Origin of the sequence: Bifidobacterium pseudolongum subsp. globosum (assembly GCF_004155535.1) — a bacterium.
GTDB lineage: Bacteria > Actinomycetota > Actinomycetes > Actinomycetales > Bifidobacteriaceae > Bifidobacterium > Bifidobacterium pseudolongum_C.
This window is the reverse complement of record NZ_RYUH01000017.1, coordinates 1-21,406: the sequence shown is the minus strand read 5'-3', so window position 1 is coordinate 21,406 and position 21,406 is coordinate 1. Positions and strand designations below refer to the sequence as shown.

Genomic DNA, 21,406 nt, shown 5'->3' with positions numbered 1-21,406 from the left:
GGGAGGGGAATGATGGGAAACATAGACCAATCAGACCTGCAGTTTCCGGACGCAGGGAACGACGGCAACCATGACGCACAGCAGGACGAGCTGACGTCGTTCGACAGCTCGACGTTGCTGTTCCCGGCGGTGGGCGACGCGGACGAGCCGCAGCACACCGCGCCAGCGCAGCCGCCGCAGCCGCCGGCGAAGGCACGCCGGTCAGCGAAGGCCGCGAAGCCCACGGCGAAGTCGGCACAGTCCGAGCGCACCACGGACGGAGACGGATTCGATCTGCCGGTGTGGGGCGCGGGCGACGCCACTTCCAACGCCGACGAGCCGACGCAATTGTTCACTCCGGCCGAGGCCGCACAGCGCGCGACGACCGCCATGCCCGCGATTGACAGCACGACCGTGGAACGCACACAGCTCATCGCGCAGGATGGGCCTGCGCGCACGGTGGTCAACGACGTCAATGAAACACATACTGCCCTCCCCGAGCCCAAGGGACCTGCTTCGTTTGCCCCGATGGGCGGCGACGGCGATGGTGGGTCCCCCGACCATGAGGCTCCGGACAACGGGGGCAACGGCAAGCGCAAGAAGATCATCATCGGCGTGGTCTCGGCCGTCGTCGTGGTCGCGTTGGCCGCCGGTGGCGTCGTGCTGTGGCAGCGCAACCGTTCGGCGCAGGAGAATCGTTCGCACGATGCGGCGGTGGAAAGCTGTGAGCGCGCGCACACCGCACTGCAGACCGCGTACACGGAGCTCGACAAGCAGATATCGAAGACGAAGCCATTGGCACAGACCAAGGACTCCGCGGTGGCCGACGCAGCCACGTTGCAGGCGTTCCAGAAGTCGAGCAAGGCGGCTGATGAGCTGCAGCAGAAGAAGGACGAGGCCGTTGTGGCGTGCAACATGGCGGATTCGCGCGAGAAGCTCGAGCAGAACGCGCAGCGCATGGACGAGCAGATCGACGGTGTGGAGAGCGCCACGAAGCAGCTCAAGTCTGACGCCGATGCGCTGACCGCGTCGCGTGACGCAAAGAGCACGAAGAGCCTCAAGGACGACCTCACCAAGGCGATCGCCGACGCGCAGACCACGTACGACGAATCCGCGAACGCGGTTGCCGACGAGCAGACGCGCACGGCCCTGCAGCAGGCAATCGGCGAGGCCCAGACAATCGCAGACAAGCCATCGCTCGACAAGGCTGCGGTGGATACCGCAAAGGAGAAGCTGACCAACGCGGTGAACGCGGTGGTCGAATCCGAAAACGCGCTGGCCGAAGCGAACGCCGCCGCCGCGCAGGAGGCCCTGCGCCAACAGCAGCTGCAGCAGGAGCAGGCCCAGCAGCAGGCGCTTCAGGAGCAACAGGCCCTCCAGCAGCAACAGCAGGCATTGCAGCAGCAACAGCAGGCCCAACAGCAACAGCCGGTTCAGCAACAGCCGCAGCCGCAGCAACCAGAGGGCAATGACGCCAATGCCAATGCCGGCAATACCGGTGCCGGTGCAACCCCTGACACAACCACTGGCACTGGCACTGGCACCGACACAGGCGCTGGCACGCAGTGAAGCAGTGAATGAAAAAACATGTGGGGTGCGGCTTCTTCCAGACCGCACCCCGCGCGCATAGTCAGATGCTGGAATCGGCGGCCACGTTCATCACATACACGTTCTTGCGTAGCTGGCGCGCCTGCGCGCGCGTGATCTCGTCCGCCTCGAACATGTCTTGGATCACGCTGAGCTCGATGCCGTAGCTTTCGCGCTTGATCTCCTCGATCTGCGTGATCATCTCGGTGGTGGCGCCCATGTTCGGGCGCGCTTTGAGCGTCGCCTCCGCGCGGCGGTAGTCGAGCAGCAGCGCCGAGCAATACTCGGTGTTGTACGTCGATTTGCCCATCTCGTCGTACAGGTGGTCGATCACATTGTCGATCGCCGCCGTCTGCACGGTGCGCATGTGCGCGTAGATCTGGTGTTCGCTCAGCATCGGCGTGTTCTTGCGGATCAGGTTGTTCACACGGCTCGACAGGATTTTGATGCGCCGCTGCAGCGACCGCATGCGACCCTTGATCTGCCAGATCGCGTGCGCGGAATCGTGGTCGGTGACCGCGTGGCGCAGTGACGTCATGATCTGGTCGAGCAGGCGCTCGCACGCCTCGATTTCGAGGTCACGGTCCACGGACTGTTCGCCGGTCTGCGCTTTCGTGGCCGCGAGCCGGCCCTTCACATAGTCCTTCTCCCACTCGAGCGCGGCAATCTGCAGTTCCGAGAACCCGATCGGGTCGATCGCGCCCAGCCGGTGCTTGAGGCGCGTGATGCGCTTCGTGTACGAGTCGATGACGGCCATGACGGCGCGGCGGTTGTCGGGCGTCACGCGCTCGGCGAGCTCCTCGACGGTGCGGCGCAGCACCTCGATCGAGGCTTCGGTGATCGCGCGCGAATCGTCGGTGCTCTTCTTCGGCGCCACCACGGGCAGCAGGAAGTTCGCGAGCAGCAACGTGACCACAATGACGCCGCCGGCGATGAAGATCAGTTCGTCGCGCATCGGGAACCATTCGCCGTTCGCGAGCGTATAGGGGATCGTGAACATCAGCGAAAGCGTGATGGTGCCCTTCGGCCCGCCGAAGGTCATGACGGCGGCCGAGCGCCAGCGTTCCTTCGTCATGCGCCGGCGTTCGCGCGTCACTTCGTGGCGCGTGATGCGCAGCATGGCGGCCACCCACGCGAACCGCATGCCCACCACCACGGCGGCTACGATGAGGATTGTGGCGAGCAGGGTGAGATTGCTGATCTGCTGGTCGTTCCAGCTCGCCTCCATCGCGTCGGGCAGCAGCATGCCGAGCAAGATGAACACCGCGCCGTTCAACGCGAACGACAGCACCGACCACACGCTGGACGCGACGATGTTCGTGCGCGCCACATTCGGCCCCACGCCGGAGCGGTCGAAGCGGATGATCAGGCCGGCCGCCACAACCGAAAGGATGCCCGAGACGTGGATCGCCTCGGCGCCCAGGTACAGCAGGAACGGCAGGAACAGCTCCATCAACACGCGCGTGGTCGTCGTCTCCCAGCCGAGCGAGCGCACCGTCTCGAACAGCCAGTTGATGGCCAGGCCGAGCACAACGCCCACGATCGCGCCGCCGAAGAACGAGATGAAGAACTCGCCGATCGCCTCGCCCACCTCGAACGTGCCGGTGACGGCGGCGGCGATGGCGAACTGGAATCCGACGATGCCCGACGCGTCGTTGAACAACGATTCGCCTTTGAGCACCCCCACCTGGCGTTGCGAAAGCGACGCCTCGTGACTCAGCGAGCTCACCGCCACGGCGTCGGTCGGGCCAAGCGCCGCGCCGAGCGCAAGCGCGGCGGCGAGCGGCACGACCGGCCATGCCGCGTGCAGCGTGAAGCCCACGCCCACCATCGTCGCGATGGCCAGCCCCACGGCAAGCGAAAGCGAGAGCTTCAACGATTTGAGCAACGAGCCTTTGTCGATCTCATGCGCCTCCAGATACAGCAGTGGTGCGATGAACAGCACCATGAACAATTCCGGGTCGAGTTCGGTGTCCGGAAAGAACGGCAGTTGCGAGGCGAGCACACCGAGCGCGATCTGCACGAGCGGCGTGGAGACCTTGGGGATGAACCGGCTGAGGAACGAGGAGAGCACGACCGCCGCGATGATGCACAGAATCAACTCGAATGTGGGCACAACCATCCTCCTCGCTCGCCGACCACTGAGAAATCCAGAATACCAAGCAGAGTGCCGCGCGCCACGGGTGGTGCCACAATGAACCCATGACCGATTCCGTGAATCCCGCACAGCCCACACCGCCGCCGCTCGCCCCGCTGACACTCGACGAGGCGATGGAGGCGGCGCTCGACCAAGGAGCGTTGGCGGCGCTCGCCGGCGATGTGCCGGTCGGCGCCGTCGTGATCGACGAGCAGGGCCGGCTCATCGGCGCGGGCCGCAATCTGCGCGAACGCGACGGCGACCCGCTCGCGCACGCCGAAGTGGAGGCGATGCGCGCGGCCGCACGCATGCGCGGCGACTGGAATCTGGAGGGCTGCACACTCGTCGTCACGTTGGAACCGTGCCCGATGTGCGCGGGGGCGTGCCTGCAGACGCGCATCGGGCGCATCGTGTTCGGCGCGTGGGACGCGAAGCTTGGCGCGTGCGGCTCGGTGTGGGACCTGCCGCGCGACCCGCATGTGGGCCATGAGCCTCAAGTCATCGGCGGCGTGCGCGAAGAGGAGTGCGCGCGTGTGCTCACCGACTTCTTCCGCGAGCGCCGCACGTGATTTTCTTGCGTGGTGCAGGGAACACTCCGAACCGTGGCAAGGAATCCGGGAATCCCTAGGATGGTCGCAAGATCGCATCAACTGGTGCAATGACGCATCCACACAGAGAGGGACGGAATATGGCAAACATGGATTTCCACGGGACTTCGGGCCGCGGCGAAGAGGTCCGCGTCGTGTATTGCGAGCAGCGCGCCGCACGGTCCGCGTTCGCGTTCGCGATCGTGGCGGGCGAACTGCCGCGCATCGTGCACTGGGGGCGTCCGCTCGCCGACCCGCGCACACTCGTCGCGGCGGTCGACGCGCTGCGCCCGCAGCGTGTCTCCGGCGCGCTCGACGAGACGGCCTGGCCGAGCATCCTGCCCACGCAGGCCGAGGCATGGACCGGCTCGCCGCGCTTCGTTGTGCGCGCCGGCGGCGTGGAGCTGTTCTGCCGTTTCGCTGTGACCGACGTGCGCATCGACGATGACGGCGTGACGGTCGACGCGCACGACGCCGAGCAGGGCGTGCGCATCCTGTGGCGGTGCGAACTGCGCGAAAGCGGCCTCGTGCGCCAGCGCATGACGGTCGTCAACATGCGCTCCGACGAGCTGGAAATCGGCACGGTGGAGCTCGCGTTCCCCGTGCCCGCGGACATGACCGAGATCCTCACGACGACCGGCCACCACCTGCGCGAACGCTCGCCGCAGCGCCAGCCCTTCACCATCGGTCGGTTCCAGAAGGCGAGCCTCGTCGGGCGCCCCGATTTCGATTCCACGCTCCTGCTGAACGTGGGGCGTCCCGGTTTCGGTTTCACCCATGGCGACGTCTATTCCGTGCACGTGGCCTGGAGCGGCAACTCACTGATGGCCGCGGAACGCCTGCCGTACCCATCCGGACTGATCGGCGGCGCGGAGGCGCTCGCCGGCGGCGAAGTGACATTGCGCGCGCAGGATGGCGCCGGCGACGATGGTGAGCGCTACACCACGCCGTGGTTGTACGGAGCGTACGGCGAAGGGCTCAACGAGGTCGCCGCGCGCTTCCACACCGAACTGCGCACAACGCACGCGCAGTGGCGCGCCGAACTCGGCGTGCCCGAAAAACCGCGCCCCGTGATCCTCAACACGTGGGAGGCCGTGTATTTCCAGCATGATTTCGGCACGTTGCAGGCGCTCGCCGACAAGGCCGCCGCAAGCGGCGTGGAGCGCTTCGTCGTGGACGATGGCTGGTTCGGCGGCCGGCGTGACGACACCGCGGGCCTGGGTGACTGGTGGGTCTCGCAGGATGTGTGGCCCGACGGCGCCCACTCGCTCAAGGCGCTCGCCGACTACGTGCACGCCAAAGGCATGGAATTCGGCCTGTGGTTCGAGCCCGAGATGGTGAACCCCGACTCGGCCATGTACCGCGAGCACCCCGACTGGGTACTGCGCCCCACGGCCAACCGCCTGCCGATGCAGGGGCGCAACCAGCAGGTCGTCGACCTGACGAACCCGCAGGCCTACGACTATGTGTACGGCTGCATGGACGCACTGGTCACCGAACTCGGCATCGACTACATCAAGTGGGACCACAACAAATACGTGACCGAGGCGGTGTCGCCACGCACCGGCCGCCCGGCCGTGCACGGGCAGACACTTGCCGTCTACCGCATCTTCCACGACCTCAAAACCGCGCATCCCGGTCTGGAGATCGAAAGCTGCTCGTCCGGCGGCGGCCGCGTCGACCTCGCGATCCTCTCGCTCGCCGACCGCATCTGGGCGTCGGACTGCGTAGATCCGGTCGAACGCGCGGACATCCAGCGCTACACGTCGCTGCTCGTGCCGCCCGAGATGATCGGCGAGCATGTGGGCGCAAGCCCCGCGCACTCCACCCATCGCGCGACGAGCCAGCAGATGCGCATGGCGATGGCGTTCTTCGGGCATCTGGGCATCGAATGGAACCTGCTCAAGGAACCGCAGTCGGCGCTCGACGAACTCGGCGTATGGGTCGACGCATACAAGCGGCACCGCGCGGACTTCGCGCACGGCACTGTGATCCACGGTGACGAGGCCGATCCCGCGGTGCGCGTCGACGGCGTGGTCAGCGCCGGCGGAGAGCGCGCCGTCTACCGCTTCACGCAATTGACGACATCGCAGACCTACCCGGCGGCGCCAGTGCGCCTGCTTGGACTCGACCCGGACGCCGACTACCTGATCCAACCGCTCGCATGCAATATCGGCAGCGGCGAGCCGTTCACGCAGATCGGCAGCGGGCAGAGCGAGCTCGGCTGGTGGAACAGCCAAGGCATCGTCATGAACGGCGGGGCGCTCGCCGCGTTCGGCCTGCGCCCGCCGTGCATCCACCCGGCAAACGCCGTGTTGTTCAGCGCCACGCGCGTGTAGCCGCGCCGGTCAGCTGATGAACGCGGCAATCGCGCGCGCGGCCGCGGAATCCGACCACAGGCGCCAGCTGAACTCGGGGATCGAGAACGAGACCGGCGCGGCCTGGCTGTGCCGGTAGGTGTCGATGCCTTTGCGGATGAACTCGCGGTTCTTCTTGGCGATGAACGAGCTTTCGCCACTGATGAGCACCGTCGTGGGCATGGCGAGGTTGGAGACGGTCGCGACGAGCACGCCCAGGCGGAAGCATGTGCGTTCGCCCAAGCGCCGTGCCTGTGGCGTGTTCGCGTGCAGGTCGCGTGCGAATTCCTCGAACGTGGTCACGCGGCCGACGATCGACGAGTACTCCTCGGCGATCGAATCCGACGTGAGGCACTGCGAGCAGCCCACGTGGCCGGACGAACAGCGCGGGCCCTCCGGGTCGATCAGTACATGGCCGGCCAGGCCATAGCTTTTGTCCGGATTGTCGATGGGATTGCCGCGGTCGGAGAGCGAATAGCCCACGCCCGCGCCCATCGTGATGACGGCGAACCGGGGGACGCCGATCGCGTCGCCGAACCAGCATTCGTACAGCAGGATCGAATCGAGGTCGTTGAACACGCGCGTGGGGATGCCGGTCGCCTGCTGCACGAGCGCGCCCAGGTCCACGACCGAATCCCAGTACAGGAACGGCGCGAATGTGACAAAACGGTCGTCGTCGATGTGGCCGCCGAGCGAAAGCCCGATCGCGGTCGGCGCCGGCGCATCGGGGGAGACCGCCGCGCGGACCATGCGCGCGATCTGCGCGGTGATCGCGCCGGGCGAACGGTCGGTGATGCTTTCGGTGATCTCGCCGCCGATCGGGCGGCACATCGCATTGACTTCGGAGACAGTGATCGCGCCGTCGTGGATATTGACGCCGATGAACGTGTGGGAGTCCTCGCGGATGCGCAGTGCCGTCTGCGGGCGTCCACGCCTGCCGCTCGCATCGTGGACGGCGAACCCTTCCGGCAGTGTGCCCGTCTGCGCGGAGCCTGCGGGCATCTCCTCGATGACGCCGTCGTAGATGAGGTCGCTCGTGATGCGCGAGAGCGCGCCCTGCGACAGATTGAAGATCTGCGCGAGCGGCGTGCGCGCGATCGGGCCGTATTGCATGATGCCGCGCGCAACGTCGTGCGTGGCATCCGACTTGCTGAACCAGTGCGGGAACTCGAGCGAATCCGAATTTGTTTCCATGGGTATATAAATATACGCCCATTTTCTTACTTCGTTTTTGGACGCGCGGGGCGGTGGGAATGAAAACCGCGGATTCCTACACTGACTGCGTACCGGCCGGCGTGAAGGAGCGCCGGGCGCACTGAGGAACAGGACAACGGACGAGGGAGTCACTATGAAGTACGCTACGAACGCCAGACGCACGGCGCTGCGGCGCGCATGGAAAGGAATCGGGGCCGCCATATGCGCGGTCGTGGTCGGCCTGGGATCGGCGGCTTGCGGCGCCGACAGCGGCACGGGGCAGGTCGCACTCGATTTCTTCCAGTTCAAGGCCGAGGCCGCGGACTGGTTCAAGCAGGCGGCCGAGGAATTCGAACGCCAGAATCCGGACATCACGATCAACATCAACAATTCCGCGAATGCGCAGACCGATCTGCGCACGCGCTTCGTCAAGGACCGCATCCCGGACGTCATCACGTTCAACGGCGACTACAGCTTCGGCATGTTCGCCGCGAGCGGTGTCTTCCACGATTTCACCGACGATCCGATTGTCGACGACCTGAACGAAGGCATGGTCGACATTGCGAAGAACCTTGTGCAGACCAACGACCCGGCGAAGAAGCGGCTGTATGGCTTGCCGTTCGCGGGCAACGCGTCCGGCTACATCTACAACAAGGACCTGTTCCGCAAGGTCGGCCTCGATCCGGAGAACCCGCCGCAGACGTGGGATGAGTTCACGGCGATGTTGCAGACCTTCCGCGACGCCGGCATCGACCCGGTGCAGGCGACGCTCGCCGACGCATGGACCACGCAGGCGCCGCTCGCCTCGCTTGCGGGCACGCTCGTGCCGGAAAGCGACTACGCGAAGCTCAAGGACGGCGCCACGACGTTCAAGCAGATCTGGACGGAACCGGTGACCAAGGAGATCGAACTGTTCACGTATGCGGACGGGGAGAAGGGCGTCACGTACCAGCAGGGCACGCAGAACTTCGCCAAGGGCGCCGCGGCGATCATCCCGCTCGGCACGTACGCGATCCCGCAGATCACGATGATCAACAAAGACATCGACCTCGGCTTCGCGCAGCTGCCGGCCACGAATGACGCCGAAGGGCAGATCCTCACCGCCGGCGACGACGTGATGCTCACGATGGGCGCCAACAGCAAGCACCCTCAGCAGGCCATGCGCTTCATCAAGTTCCTGATGGGCAAGCAACAGCTTGAGGACTACGCGCGTGCGCAGTCCGCGATCACACCGCTCAAAGACACCTACTTCGGCAATCCGGCGCTCGAAACGGTGCGGCCGTTCTTCGAAAGCAACCGCGTGGCCGATTTCTGCGACCACTACATCCCGTCATCCATCAACATCGGCGGCTACCTGCAGTCCGCGATCATGAGCGGGGACGTGAACCAGTTCGTCGATTCGATGCAGAACGAGTGGGACAAAGTGCAAGCCCGCGACTTCAGCGAATGAGATTGCAAGGAAAGGAAGGCCAGAAATGACTGCGTTGACCAATGCCGGTCAGCAGGCACGCGCAATGGAGGACGTGCTTGCCAACGACATCGACACCCACCACTCCCGCAGGCCCGCGAACAAACCGCCGCGCAGGAAGAAGACGTCTGCGTTCTCCAGCCGCAAGGTGGACCATGCCTACTACTGGATGGCCGTTCCGGCCGCGGTGATCTTCGCCGTGTTCCTGTACGTGCCGTTCATCCGGGGGATTATGTATTCGTTCACCAACTCGCAGGGCTACGGCAGCTACAAGTGGATCGGATTCAACAACTACCTCGCGCTGTTCCGCGATGAGCGTGTGGGGCACGCCTATCTGTTCACGTTCCTGATCGCCATCGCGATCACCGTGCTGATCAATGTGATCGCGTTGTTCCTTTCGGTCGCGCTCAACGGCAAGATCGCCTGCAAGAACGGATTCCGCGCGATCTACTTCATCCCGTACACGCTCGCCGTGCTCGTCATCGGCTATGTGTTCAAGTACATCTTCATGCAGCCGCTGCCCGCGCTGGGCAAGGCGCTCGGCATCGGCTGGCTGAGCGAGTCACTGTTGACGAGCGAACGCTACGCATGGATCCCGATCGTCTTCCTGGCCGTATGGCAGGGCGTCGCCTATTCGGTGCTGATCTACCTCGCGGGCCTGCAGACCGTGGACACGCAGGTCTATGAGGCCGCCGCAATCGACGGTGTCAACGCGTGGCAGAAATTCTGGAAGATCACATTCCCGCTCATCGGGCCCTTCTTCACCATCAACCTCGTGCTCACCATGAAGAACGCGCTCGGCACCTTCGACCAGGTCGTGGCGCTCACCGACGGTGGCCCGAACTCCAAGACGGAGACGGTCACCTACCTCATCTGGAAGGGCGGCCTGACCGGCGGCGAGTACGCGTACCAGACCGCGAACGCCGTGCTGTTCTTCATCATCCTCGCGATCATCGCGTTCATCCAGCTCAAGTTCTTCGGCAGCAAAGAGAAGGTGTGAGACCATGACCACCGCAACCACCACCATCCAACCAACAGCCAACCGTCCCGCCACCGCCGCGCCCACGAAGTTCCGCAAGGACAGGCGCATCAACTGGTGGCTCACCGCGGTCGTCGCCGTCTTCAGCCTGACGATCCTCGTGCCGTTGTATTTCACGGTCGTCACCGCCTTGAAGACGCCGGCCGAAGCGGGCTCCTTCAGCCTGCCCTCGAGCTGGCAGTGGGGGAACTTCGCCGCCGCGTCCGCGAAGGTCGACTACCCGCGCGCCGCGCTCAACTCGGCGATCATCACCGTGCTCGCCGTCTCGCTCACGCTTGTGACCAACACCTTCGTGGCGTACGCGATCGCGCGCAATATGGACAAGCGGTTCTTCCGCTTCCTCTATTACTTCTTCATCGCCGCGATGTTCGTGCCGTTCCCCGTTGTCATGCTGCCGCTCGCCAAGCAGATGGGCTCGTGGCATCTCGACAACCAGGCCGGCCTGATCGTCCTGTACGTGATCCTCGGCCTTGGCACGAACCTGTTCATCGCGACCGGCTTCATCCGCTCGATCCCGGTCTCGCTCGAGGAAGCCGCGCGCATCGACGGCGCGGGCACCTGGCGCATCTTCTGGAAGATCATCTTCCCGCTCATGGGGCCGATCAACGCGACGATCGCGATCATGACGGCGCTGTGGGCATGGAACGACTTCCTGCTGCCGCTCATCATCCTCACGAACCAACATGACCAGACGATCCCGCTCGCGCAGTATGTGTTCAGTTCGCAGTTCGCCACGAACTACCCGCAGGCCTTCGCGAGCTACCTCATGGCAATGGCGCCGGTGCTCGTCGTCTACATCTTCGCCCAGAAGTGGGTTGTAGGCGGTGTGATGCGCGGCGCCGTGAAGTAGGGCGGCGGCGATGGTGTCCTGATCACCCCCTATGTGGTTGGCCGCACTCGATCCCCGAGTGCGGCCAACCGTTGTACAGGGCATTATGCACCGAACATCTCCGTGTGTGTTCCTGTACGCAGGAAAACTGCCGTGCCATCTTCGGTCAGCCAAATGTAAGCCAATCTCCAGCATTGCCAACATGGCATTCCACTACGCCATCCCATTTCTTTCCCCGCAGTCTGTGTGCGCGATGCCTGCGGCGTAACGTTTCCTTGGACTCCGTTGTATCTTCAGCCGCTAATCGAGAATGACCTCGCGTAATCCGGCGAGGTCCGTATGCCTGCGTTTCAGGCGCTTGATGTCGCGTTCGAAAGCGGCGGCATAATCGATGGCCAACATCAGATATCCAGTGACTCGAACATCTCGTCGGCGTTGTCGAAACGCGCCGACTTCTTGCTGGCGATGGCGCGGGCCTCGTCGAGTGCCTCAACGGTCTCTTGGGGCACGTCGGGGTAGGAGAGATTCAGCGGGATCCTATGCTCGCGAACAATCTGCCGGTAGAACGCGCGGGTCACACTGGAGAGGTCAAGTCCGAAATCCTCTGCGATGTTGGCGGCCTGCTCTTTGGTGTGTGCGTCGACACGGACGGTCACAGATGCCATAGCCATAACGACTCCAATCTCTGTTGTAAGACAATAATATGTATATGTCTTACATTGGGGTCTGGCAATCGTGATTCATTCAGAAGATTTCTCGCCTGCATACCGTATGGATGGCGCCGTGGCGGGCGGCACGCAGGCGTGCTTGTAGTGCAGGGCAAGGTCGGCTACCATGTCGACAACCTTGGCAACGCCGGCACGCGAAGGAGGGCGCCCATGACGAGACGACTGTTGGAAATCACGTCGGTGACGGCCCACACGGAATGTGGGCCCACGGGCGAACGCAGTGACATGCCATTGCCGCTCGGCGCGGCCGAACTGCATAAGACCCGCAACCTCATCGAGATCTCCGTGCACGCGCAGCTGCCCGTTGAGAACCCCATCCTCGAGCACGCGACATTCCAGCCGGGATGCTCGCTCACGGTGTCATGCGCGCTGCCCAGGTACTCGCGGCCCGCGCAGGGAACGCCGATCCTGTGCCTGTACCAGCACAAGGAGTGGTGGATGCGGCCCACGTGGGTCAGCTGTTTTGCTGATGTGCCGGAGCGCACGCAGATGCTCGTGTGGAAGACGCGGAGGGCATACAGGGGCCAGATTCGCGAGCAATGGCATGTGCTGCTCGCGGTGAGCGACGGGGACTGCCGTGCCGATATCCGCGGTTGCGCGGCGGATGCGGCAGGCGGGACGCTGGCCGTCGATAGCTCGACGAATCGCGTCGGCCAGACGAACCTGGACGGCCTTGCGCTGCTGTATGCCCGCGGCAGCGACCCGTATGCGCTCATCGAACAATGCGTGACTGCAACGTGGTGGCGACTGCCGGTAGGGCCGAAGTCCTTGCGCCGGTTCCCGGAGGCGTTGCGCGGCTTCGGTTGGTGTACGTGGGACTCGTTGGGGCAGAACGTGAGCGAAAGCGGCATCCTTGCAAAAATGGATGAGTTCAAGGCGAAACAGGTGCCGGTCTCGTGGGTGCTGATCGATGATGGTTGGTCGCAGACACGCAACAACAAGCTGACCGGTTTCGGAACCGATCCCACACGCTTCCCCCAAGGCCTTGCGCACACCATCGACGTGCTCAAACAGGACTACGGCGTGCACTACGTGGGCGTATGGCAGGCGTTCCAAGGGTACTGGGGAGGCGTCGACCCCGATTCCGATGCGTTCAAAGAGCGCAGATACATGTTCGAGACATTGCCGGGTGGCATGACCGTGCCATCCGCCCAGCCGGCATGGGATGTGTTCGTGGACGGCGAATGCCTGGCCGAGTTCGGCTGCGAACGGTTCTGGTGGCGTTGGGGTGAAGAGCTCGCCAACGCTGGCGTCGACTTTGTGAAGGTGGATTCGCAGAGCACGATGTCGGTGCTCACGCGGGGTGCGCAATCGTACGGTACGCTGCTCATGCGGCACCGTGCGGTCGATCTTGCGGCGTCCGTATTCTTCCATAACGCGCTCATCAACTGCATGGGCATGGCGCCCGAAGACTATTGGCGGCGCCCGTATTCGCCGATCACGCGCACAAGCGACGACTTCTTCCCGCGCATCCCTGAATCGCTGCCCGAACACGCGATCGAGAACGCCTACTGCTCACTGCTCATGGGCTGCCTCTACCACTGCGACTGGGACATGTTCTGGACCCGGCACCCCGACGCGCGCGTGCACGCATGGCTGCGCTGGTTCAGCGGTGGTCCGATATACTGCTCCGACGCGCTCGGCGAAACCGATCCGGAGACGTTGAAGCCGTTCTTCGACGAAGACGGCGTGCTGACACATCCCGACGGCGTGGGTGTACCGGTCATAGATAGTCTGCTCGCCGATCCGGTGCATTCCACTGTGCCCCTTGGCGTCCGCAACACCTTCCGTGGCGAAGAGGTCGTGATGTTCATCGGGCTGAACGCAGATGCACGGCAGACCGCACACATCCACGCAGACGAGGCGGCATGCACGGTGCAAAACCTCGAAACCGGCGCATGCACGCAGATCGGCGCAGGGGAGTCCTTCGCCATCGAACTGCGGTACGGCGAATACGCCGTGCTCGCCTTGGCCCGCGCATAAATACTTTCCCACACGCCCACAGCGCACAGCGAATGGGAAACTAATTCACCGCCGACTAGTATGGGCACATCTCGAAACCGTTGAAATGCCAAGCAAAGGAGCCTTCAGTCATGACAACACTCAACCGGCCCGCCATCCCCGACGACGTGCGCACGAACGGCGCGACGCCGAACCCGTGGTGGGCGAACGCGGTCGTCTACCAGATCTACCCGCGCAGCTTCCAGGATTCCAATGGCGACGGCATCGGCGACCTCAAAGGCATCACGAGCCGCCTCGACTACATCGCCGACCTGGGTGTGGACGTGATTTGGTTGAGCCCCGTCTACCAGTCGCCGCAGGACGACAACGGCTATGACATCTCCGACTACCAGGCGATCGACCCGCTCTTCGGCACGATGGAAGACATGGACGAACTGCTCGAGCAGGCCCACGCCCGCGGCATCAAGGTGATCATGGACCTTGTTGTCAACCACACGTCCGACGAGCACGCATGGTTCCAGGAGTCGCGCGACCCGAACTCCGCCAAGGCCGACTGGTACTGGTGGCGCCCCGCGCGCGAAGGCAAGACGCCCGGCGAACCCGGCGCCGAACCGAACGAGTGGGGATCGTACTTCGGTGGCTCCGCGTGGCAATACGACGAGCAGCGCGGCGAATACTTCTTCCACCAATACTCCAAGAAGCAGCCCGACCTCAACTGGGAGAACCCCGAGGTGCGCAAAGCCGTCTACCAGATGATGAACTGGTGGATGGACCGCGGCATCGACGGCTTCCGCATGGACGTGATCACCCAGATCTCCAAGGTCGTCGACTCGCACGGACGCCTGCCCGGTGAGCCCGGTTCCGAAATCGAGGATTATCCGGCCGGTCCGGAAGGCTATTCCTCGCCATACCCGTTCTGCTCCGACGGCCCGCGCGTCGACGAGTTCCTCGCCGAAATGCGCCGTGAGGTCTTCGAACAGCGCGGCGGTTACATGAACGTGGGCGAGGCCCCCGGTGTGGACGCCTCGCGCAACGAATACATCACCGACCCCGCACACAAGGAACTCGACATGCTGTTCCTTTTCGACCACGTGGGCATCGACCAGGGAGACTCCAAGTGGGACGTCGTGCAGTTCGACGTGCGCCACCTGCGCGAGCGCCTCAAGGAACAGCAGGAAGCCGTGCACGAGCGCGGCTGGGCGAGCCTGTTCACCTGCAACCACGACCAGCCGCGCGTCGTGACGCGCTGGGGCGACGATTCGACCGAAGAGAACCGCGCGCACTCCGCGAAGGCCTTTGGCATGCTCGTGCACCTGCACCGCGGCACCCCCTACATCTACCAAGGCGAGGAACTCGGCATGACCGGCGCGCACTTCACCGAGCTCGGCCAGTACCGCGACCTCGAATCGATCAACGCCTACCGCCAGCGCGTCACCGAGGCGAAGGTGCAGTCGGGCGAGTCGATGATGGATGCGCTCGCGATGTTCGGCCGTGACAACGCCCGTACGCCAATGCAGTGGGACGGCTCGAAGTATGCCGGATTCACCGCAGCCGACGCACCGAAAGAGCCGTGGATCTCCGTCAACCCGAACCATGTGGAGATCAATGCCGCCGCGCAGTTCGACGACCCGGACTCCGTCTATGCGTTCTACAAGAAGCTCGTCAACCTGCGGCACAACAGCCCCGTCGTGGCGGCCGGTGAGTGGGAACTCGTCGACGACAACGATGAGGCCGTGTACGCGTTCACGCGCACGTTGGGGGAGGACCGCATGCTCGTCATGATCAACCTGAGCGGACGCCATGCCACGCTGCCTGCGCATGCGCAGGAACTGCTGCGCAATGGTGTGACGGAAGACCATGTGGTGCTGAGCACCTATGACGCGATCCACAGTGTCAAGTCCATCGCCAAGGGTGAGCTTTCCGAGTGGGAAGGCGTCGTTGTGCAGCTGTGACGTCGCTCAAGCACTACAAAACCGGCCCTTGGGGCCGGTTTTGTAGTATGTCCGCACCTATTTTGGCTGGGGAGGAGCATTTTCCGGGGCACCCTCGAGTATGAAGGCTGGAACACGGCCATTTGTAGTGGCTTCTACTGGCTCCACCCCAAGAAAATGCTCCTTCCCAGCCGAGATGGGTATGGCGCAGGCACCCAGCCACTACAATGTTGGGTAATCATAACGAGTGTGTCCAATACGAGGGGATTCACATATGGGCGACGCAGCTGTACTTGACCTGACCATCGGCAATGGTGACGACTATGCATTCGGCTCGTACATCGCCCAGGCTGCCGAGGTCGCGCAAGCGGAATTGAACCAGCTGAATGACATCATCGCTTTGGCCGAACGGCTGCAGCCGGAATGTGATCAACTCGACTATGCGTTGGCGGCCGGCTCGGGTGCACTCTGCGGCGTGATCGACATCTTCTGTGTAGGGGCGCCAGGGGATTCGAAACTGCAGGAGCCCGCGCTCCAGTGGATGCGCCGCACTACGGTGACGTTTGCGAAACTGTGTGGTTGGAACGGCGAACAATCCGGCATCCAGTCGGCCGTGGCATTCCTCGCAACCAAGTTCCTTGCCGATGCTGATTCCCCACATGCCCGGAAACTCGGCCTGCTGTTCGATGAAGACATCGATCCGGAAAGCCGGAGCAGGTCGTTCCGTGCATTCGGCCGCGAACCGTCGTTGTTCGGCGTCTTCTTCGCCATTCTCGGTGAATTCGCCAACACGGCCCCTGCCGGGGATGCGGGCAAACTCCACTTTGTGCATGACAAGGATGCAGGCGCCGGTTTGCACGGCAATACACCTGCAGAGAAGCTGTTCTGCGGCATCGTCAATTGGCTTGGCTACCAGTTGTTCGGCCGGGACGATGTCGTTGAGGCCATGCAGCAGACGCTGCCCGCGCTGGGCATCCCCACGCCGGTGTGGACCATGATCAACCAATACGCCATGCACGCCCGGGACGTCCCGCTGCCCGCACCCAAGTTCCTTGAGCGTTTCCAGCAGCTCGCCAATCAGATCTACGCACAGGGGTATGACGTTCGGTTCTTCGCCGCGCAATCCGTTCCGGTCTTGCTCAACGAGGCCCTCACCCGGCTGTTCTACGCCGTCCGGCGATTGTTTGCTTACGCCAGTTCCACCGATCCCGCTGAGTTTTCCATGCAAGCCATGTGGGAGGCGTGCGAGCCATTCTCCAATTCGACTGTGCAGCGCATGCTCACGGTGGCGCATGGCACGTTCTGCCTGCTGGACACCACGGATGCCGCAATCCGGGGCGCTGCTGCCGGCGTCGGCACATTCAACGTGCGGGAGTTCGTGATGCGGCTCAACCTGGTGGGGGCCGGCCGGTTCGCCATCAGCCTGTACGGCGAGGGCATGCGGGCGGTGGCATTGCAGACCGCCGGTCCAAACGCGGAATTCGCGAGGCGCGAGCGCACGATTGTTGAAGACTATCTTGATGGTCTGCGCGAACTTGGCAGGTTGTACGACGACCGCCACTTGGTTGATTTCACCGAAGACTTCAAACGCAGCGCGCCATATGAGCGCGCATTCGAAAAATCCGTGCAGTTGGCGCAACTGCGCAAGGTGCCGGAGGGCCGCATTCTGGCGTCCAAACCCGACATCGACGCATATTTCAACAACTAGGAGCGACCATGAGCAATTTCTTCGACAATATGGGCAATGCGTTCAACGAGATCGGCAAGAACGTAAGCAAAGCCACAGGGGACGTGGTGAACAATGTCGGCAAGGCCGCCGGCGATGTGGGTGGCAACATCTCCCGGGCCGCAGGCGAGGCGGGCCGCAACATCAACAATTTCGCGGGTGATGTGGGGCGCAACGTCTCGTCCGCCGCGGAAAACGTGTCGCACAACGTGGGCGCCTTTGCCTCACAAGTGGGGGAGAACGTCTCCAAAACCGCCGGGGACATCAACCGCAACATCCAAGGCGCCTTCGAGAAGAAACCCTCGAAGATGGAAGAGGCGCGCACTGAAGCGCAGCACGCGTTGGACAAGGTGAACAAGCAGATCGTCGAGCTGGGTGAACGTGACGCACGGCTCTTCGACAACCTCAACGAGATCCAAGCCTGCTTCGACGCCATCAGGAACATTCCCGCTGAGCAGCGTCTCCAGTACGAGGAGCTGAAGAAGATTCGCCTTGAATGGAAGCAGCGGGCGCAGAAGATCGAAGATGATTACAAGAAAGCAACGCTGAAGAACGCCGGTGCGGGTGCTGCCGGCGTAAGCGCCGGCGTGGCCTTTGCGGCGCTCGCTCCCACCGCCGCGATGGGCATCGCCACCACGTTCGGCGTGGCATCCACCGGCACCGCCATCTCCGCGTTGAGCGGCGCCGCGGCGACCAACGCGGCGCTCGCTTGGCTCGGTGGCGGTGCGTTGGCGGCTGGCGGCGGTGGTATGGCCGCCGGCAATGCGTTTCTGGCCATGTGCGGGCCGATCGGTTGGACAATCGCCGGCGTTGCGTTGCTGGGCAGCGGCTTCTTGCTGTACAAGGGCAACGAAGAGAAGAAGAAGCTCGAGAATGTGTTCACCTTGATCGGCAAACGCGACACCAAGTCGTACAAGCTGGCGGAAACGGAGCTCAAGGAACGCATTGTGCGCATAGACGACGAGAATCCCCGTCTCGAGGAAGCCATTGCGCGCGCCAAGTCGTTCGGGTTGGACTACAACCAGATGACCGAAGCCCAGCAGTACGAACTTGGTTCGTATGTGAATCTGATGAACGCCTCCACGCAATTGCTGGTGAATCCGATTCTGGGACTGCAGCCGAAGGTCACACCAGAAGACCTGACCGAGTTCGGGCTCTCCACAGGAAAGTACTTTGACAAGAAGCATAGCGAGGCCATTGTCTCGCTGGCCAATCTGCTGTACAAGATCGACATCGACGACACTGATCGCAGGCTGCTGGGCAACGCGTTCTCGAAGAACGAGGATTTCCTGGAGTCGGTGCATTTGGACAAGAAGGATTTCGGCCCGTCGGTGTTGACGACGGTGAATGAACTGCTCCTGTGGAAATACGGCAAGGACGCGGCGGACAAGCGGTAGAAGCGGGGTCCGTGCCGCGTGGCACACAAAAGGTTTCCCGTGAAACATGCTGCCGGCGAAAGGCGCGCTCCGGGCTGAGCCCCGCAGCTCCCATCGTTCACCCGCCCATCTCATGCGTGCGGCCACTAAGCGGACGCGGCGCTGGCAGTTGCCGTGCGGAACCCTACAATAGCGGCTTATGGAACAGAAAGATGTGTTGCAAGCAATGCGGCATGACCATGCCGCCGAATTGAAACTGGCCGCCAGCCGTCTGGACGGAACCGCGAAGCACACGCAGATCATCGCCTCGCCGGTGCTGTCCGAGATGACCGGCCACACTATCTTGCTCAAGCCGGAAAACCTGCAGGTGACCGGCTCGTTCAAGATCCGCGGCGCATACAACAAGATCGCCTCGCTCACCGAAGAGGAACTCGAGCGCGGCATCGTCACGGCCTCTGCTGGAAACCACGCGCAGGGCGTGGCGTATGCGGCGCGTGAGCGCGGCGCCAAGGCAACCATCCTCATGCCGGAAATCACCCCGCCGCTCAAGGTGGACGCCACCAAGGCGTATGGCGCGGAAGTCGTGCTGCACGGCGAGGTCTTCGACGAGGCCGCCGCGTACGCGATCGAGCTGAGCCAAAACGAGGGCATGACGTACGTGCCGCCGTTCGACGACTACGAGGTGTTGTGCGGACAGGGCACGATCGGCATGGAAATCCTCGAAGATGTGCCCAACGTCACCGACGTGGTGGTGCCGCTCGGCGGCGGCGGCCTCGGCGCGGGCGTGGCGCTCGCCATCAAGACCTTCCGCCCGGATGTGCGCGTCATCGGCGCGATCCCCGAAGGCTCGCCCGCCTGGCGTAAGTCGCTCGACACGGGCCGCGTGATGGCGGCCGACAAGGTCGTCACCTCGGCCGAAGGCGTGGCCGTGCGCCGCCCCGGTGACCTGACCTTCGCGCTGCTCAATGAGTTCCTCGACGACCTTGTCGAGGTATCCGAGCGCGACATCAACGAGATGATTCTGCTCATGCTCGAAAAACACAAGATGGTCGTCGAGGCGGCCGGCGCGGTGTCGCTTGCCGCGCTCGAGCACCTCAATCTGCGTTCGCGCAAGTTCGCGGAGGCGGAGGGCGACCACGTCGTCGTCCCGATCATGTCGGGCGGCAACATCGACACCGTCACCATCGGCGCCGTCATCCAGAAGGGCATGATCGCGCGCGGCCGCATCATGAATTTCGAAGTGGAACTGCCCGACACCCCCGGCCAGCTCGTCAAGGTCGCCACAATCCTGGCGAAGGCGCGTGCGAACGTCATCGCGCTCGACCACGACCAGTTCAAGGCGAACGGCCACTACACGAACTCCGTCGCGCTCGGCGTGACGGTCGAGACGAACGGCCCCGAGCACATCGAGCAGGTGCTGCAGATGATGCGCGAGGCGGGGTATACGCCGAAGCGCATCTACTGACGCGCGCATGACGCACGAGCGGCGGGATTCCGGTGAATCCCGCCGCTCTGGTATATGCGCGTCACTCCTGTGCGATCGTCTGCTCCACGAGCTCGGGGAGTGCCACGGCGATGTCGTCGTGGATCAGCCGGTCGGCGAGCGAATCGTACTGCGTGCGGCCCATGTTCATGATCGTGATCGGCACGCCGGCCTGTGCGGCGGCGGGCACAATCGACGCGGCGGGGAAGACTTCGAGTGTCGAGCCGATCACCCACAGCTCGTCCGCGCGTTGGGCGGCGCGGATCGAGCGTTCCATTGCGCCTTCGGGCAGCATTTCGCCGAAATACACGACGTCTGTCTTGAGCAGTCCGTTGCATGGCATGTTCCCCTTGTACGGCAGGCGGCGGTGGCAGTGCGGGTCGGGCTCTTCGTCGAGGCGCGCCATGATGTCCGCGGTGTCGTACTTCGCGTGGCACTTCATGCAGTGCGATGTACCGATGGTGCCGTGCAGATTGACGATCTTGTCCGGGCTGTTGCCGGCCTTTTCGTGCAGCGCGTCGAAGTTCTGCGTGGCGATGAGGCTCAGCATGCCGGCTTTCTCCAGGTCGACGAGCGCGTAATGCGCCTTGCCTGGTTTCGCGTTCCATACCGGGGACTCCTTCTGCCAGCGCCACGAGTATTCGCGTGCCGCTTTGTCGGTCAGGAAGGCGTCGATGTCGTACACCTGCATCTGGTCGGGGTGCTTGGTCCATACGCCGTCGGGCCCGCGGAAGTCCGGGATTCCAGCGGACGTGGAGATGCCGGCCCCCGTGAGGACCATGATTTGTTTCTGTGCCATCGGTTGCTCCTGTTCGATCTGTCTATGGTCTGCCTATGTACAGGCTTACCACGGATGACGCGGTGGTGGGGAAGAAGTGCGTAGGGCGTGATTGTGGGTTGTGGGTGTTTGCGACACGCCGGTGGATGTGTTGTGGTTGTTGGGTTGTGGGGGTTGCGACACGCCGGTGGGTTGTGTTGTGGTGGGGGTTGGTGTAGGTTTTTCTCTTGCTGCCGCTCATGGCT

At 63.5% G+C, this 21,406-nt stretch carries 15 protein-coding genes; 11 read left to right on the top strand and 4 right to left on the bottom strand.

Features of this window, described 5'->3' with window-relative positions; all coding sequences use genetic code 11:
- Nucleotides 1-9: 9 nt before the first annotated feature.
- Entirely contained in the window at nt 10-1,548 is a 1,539-nt protein-coding gene (locus tag PG2093B_RS08575) for a hypothetical protein (protein WP_129898139.1), read from the top strand.
- 61 nt (nt 1,549-1,609) lie between these two features.
- Here the strand turns inward: PG2093B_RS08575 and PG2093B_RS08570 are convergent, their stop codons facing one another.
- The gene (locus PG2093B_RS08570) at nt 1,610-3,682 is read right to left on the bottom strand and encodes a Na+/H+ antiporter (RefSeq protein WP_207215014.1); all 2,073 of its coding nucleotides are present in this window, start codon (nt 3,680-3,682) and stop codon (nt 1,610-1,612) included.
- Nucleotides 3,683-3,837: 155 nt separating this feature from the next.
- On the opposite strand from PG2093B_RS08570, the gene PG2093B_RS08565 reads away from it, so the two are divergent.
- Nucleotides 3,838-4,272, top strand: a complete 435-nt coding sequence (locus PG2093B_RS08565; RefSeq protein ID WP_129898179.1) for a nucleoside deaminase — start codon at nt 3,838-3,840, stop codon at nt 4,270-4,272.
- 119 nt (nt 4,273-4,391) lie between these two features.
- Nucleotides 4,392-6,629, top strand: coding sequence for an alpha-galactosidase (locus PG2093B_RS08560; protein WP_129898137.1), 2,238 nt, complete (start codon nt 4,392-4,394; stop codon nt 6,627-6,629).
- A 9-nt stretch (nt 6,630-6,638) separates the two neighbouring features.
- Here PG2093B_RS08560 and PG2093B_RS08555 read toward each other — a convergent pair whose 3' ends face one another.
- The gene (locus tag PG2093B_RS08555; protein ID WP_129898136.1) at nt 6,639-7,841 is read right to left on the bottom strand and encodes an ROK family protein; all 1,203 of its coding nucleotides are present in this window, start codon (nt 7,839-7,841) and stop codon (nt 6,639-6,641) included.
- A gap of 154 nt (nt 7,842-7,995) precedes the next feature.
- Here PG2093B_RS08555 and PG2093B_RS08550 point away from each other — a divergent pair, with 154 nt between their 5' ends.
- The 3 genes from PG2093B_RS08550 (at nt 7,996) to PG2093B_RS08540 (ending at nt 11,198) form a co-directional block, all read left to right on the top strand.
- Nucleotides 7,996-9,291 (top strand): ABC transporter substrate-binding protein, encoded by a 1,296-nt coding sequence (locus PG2093B_RS08550; RefSeq protein ID WP_129898135.1) that lies wholly within the window; start codon nt 7,996-7,998, stop codon nt 9,289-9,291.
- Nucleotides 9,292-9,355: 64 nt separating this feature from the next.
- Nucleotides 9,356-10,309 (top strand): carbohydrate ABC transporter permease, encoded by a 954-nt coding sequence (locus PG2093B_RS08545; RefSeq protein WP_129898178.1) that lies wholly within the window; start codon nt 9,356-9,358, stop codon nt 10,307-10,309.
- A gap of 4 nt (nt 10,310-10,313) precedes the next feature.
- Nucleotides 10,314-11,198 carry a carbohydrate ABC transporter permease gene (locus PG2093B_RS08540; RefSeq protein WP_129898134.1) on the top strand — a complete coding sequence of 295 codons (885 nt, stop codon included), beginning with the start codon at nt 10,314-10,316 and terminating at the stop codon, nt 11,196-11,198.
- A 380-nt stretch (nt 11,199-11,578) separates the two neighbouring features.
- Here the strand turns inward: PG2093B_RS08540 and PG2093B_RS08530 are convergent, their stop codons facing one another.
- Nucleotides 11,579-11,848, bottom strand: coding sequence for a type II toxin-antitoxin system RelB/DinJ family antitoxin (locus tag PG2093B_RS08530; protein ID WP_129898133.1), 270 nt, complete (start codon nt 11,846-11,848; stop codon nt 11,579-11,581).
- A gap of 207 nt (nt 11,849-12,055) precedes the next feature.
- Here PG2093B_RS08530 and PG2093B_RS08525 point away from each other — a divergent pair, with 207 nt between their 5' ends.
- From PG2093B_RS08525 to ilvA, 5 genes are all read left to right on the top strand, one after another.
- Entirely contained in the window at nt 12,056-13,888 is a 1,833-nt protein-coding gene (locus tag PG2093B_RS08525) for a Sip1-related alpha-galactosidase (RefSeq protein WP_242502898.1), read from the top strand.
- Nucleotides 13,889-13,998: 110 nt separating this feature from the next.
- Nucleotides 13,999-15,819, top strand: coding sequence for a glycoside hydrolase family 13 protein (locus tag PG2093B_RS08520; RefSeq protein WP_129898132.1), 1,821 nt, complete (start codon nt 13,999-14,001; stop codon nt 15,817-15,819).
- Between the two features lie 253 nt (nt 15,820-16,072).
- Nucleotides 16,073-17,506: a hypothetical protein gene (locus PG2093B_RS08515; RefSeq protein WP_129898131.1), complete on the top strand. Its 1,434-nt coding sequence runs from the start codon at nt 16,073-16,075 to the stop codon at nt 17,504-17,506.
- An 8-nt stretch (nt 17,507-17,514) separates the two neighbouring features.
- Nucleotides 17,515-18,921: a hypothetical protein gene (locus PG2093B_RS08510; RefSeq protein WP_207215013.1), complete on the top strand. Its 1,407-nt coding sequence runs from the start codon at nt 17,515-17,517 to the stop codon at nt 18,919-18,921.
- A 178-nt stretch (nt 18,922-19,099) separates the two neighbouring features.
- The gene (gene ilvA, locus PG2093B_RS08505) at nt 19,100-20,365 is read left to right on the top strand and encodes a threonine ammonia-lyase (RefSeq protein ID WP_129898130.1); all 1,266 of its coding nucleotides are present in this window, start codon (nt 19,100-19,102) and stop codon (nt 20,363-20,365) included.
- Nucleotides 20,366-20,426: 61 nt separating this feature from the next.
- Here the strand turns inward: ilvA and PG2093B_RS08500 are convergent, their stop codons facing one another.
- Nucleotides 20,427-21,182 carry an SIR2 family NAD-dependent protein deacylase gene (locus tag PG2093B_RS08500; RefSeq protein WP_022857813.1) on the bottom strand — a complete coding sequence of 252 codons (756 nt, stop codon included), beginning with the start codon at nt 21,180-21,182 and terminating at the stop codon, nt 20,427-20,429.
- Nucleotides 21,183-21,406 lie beyond the last annotated feature (224 nt).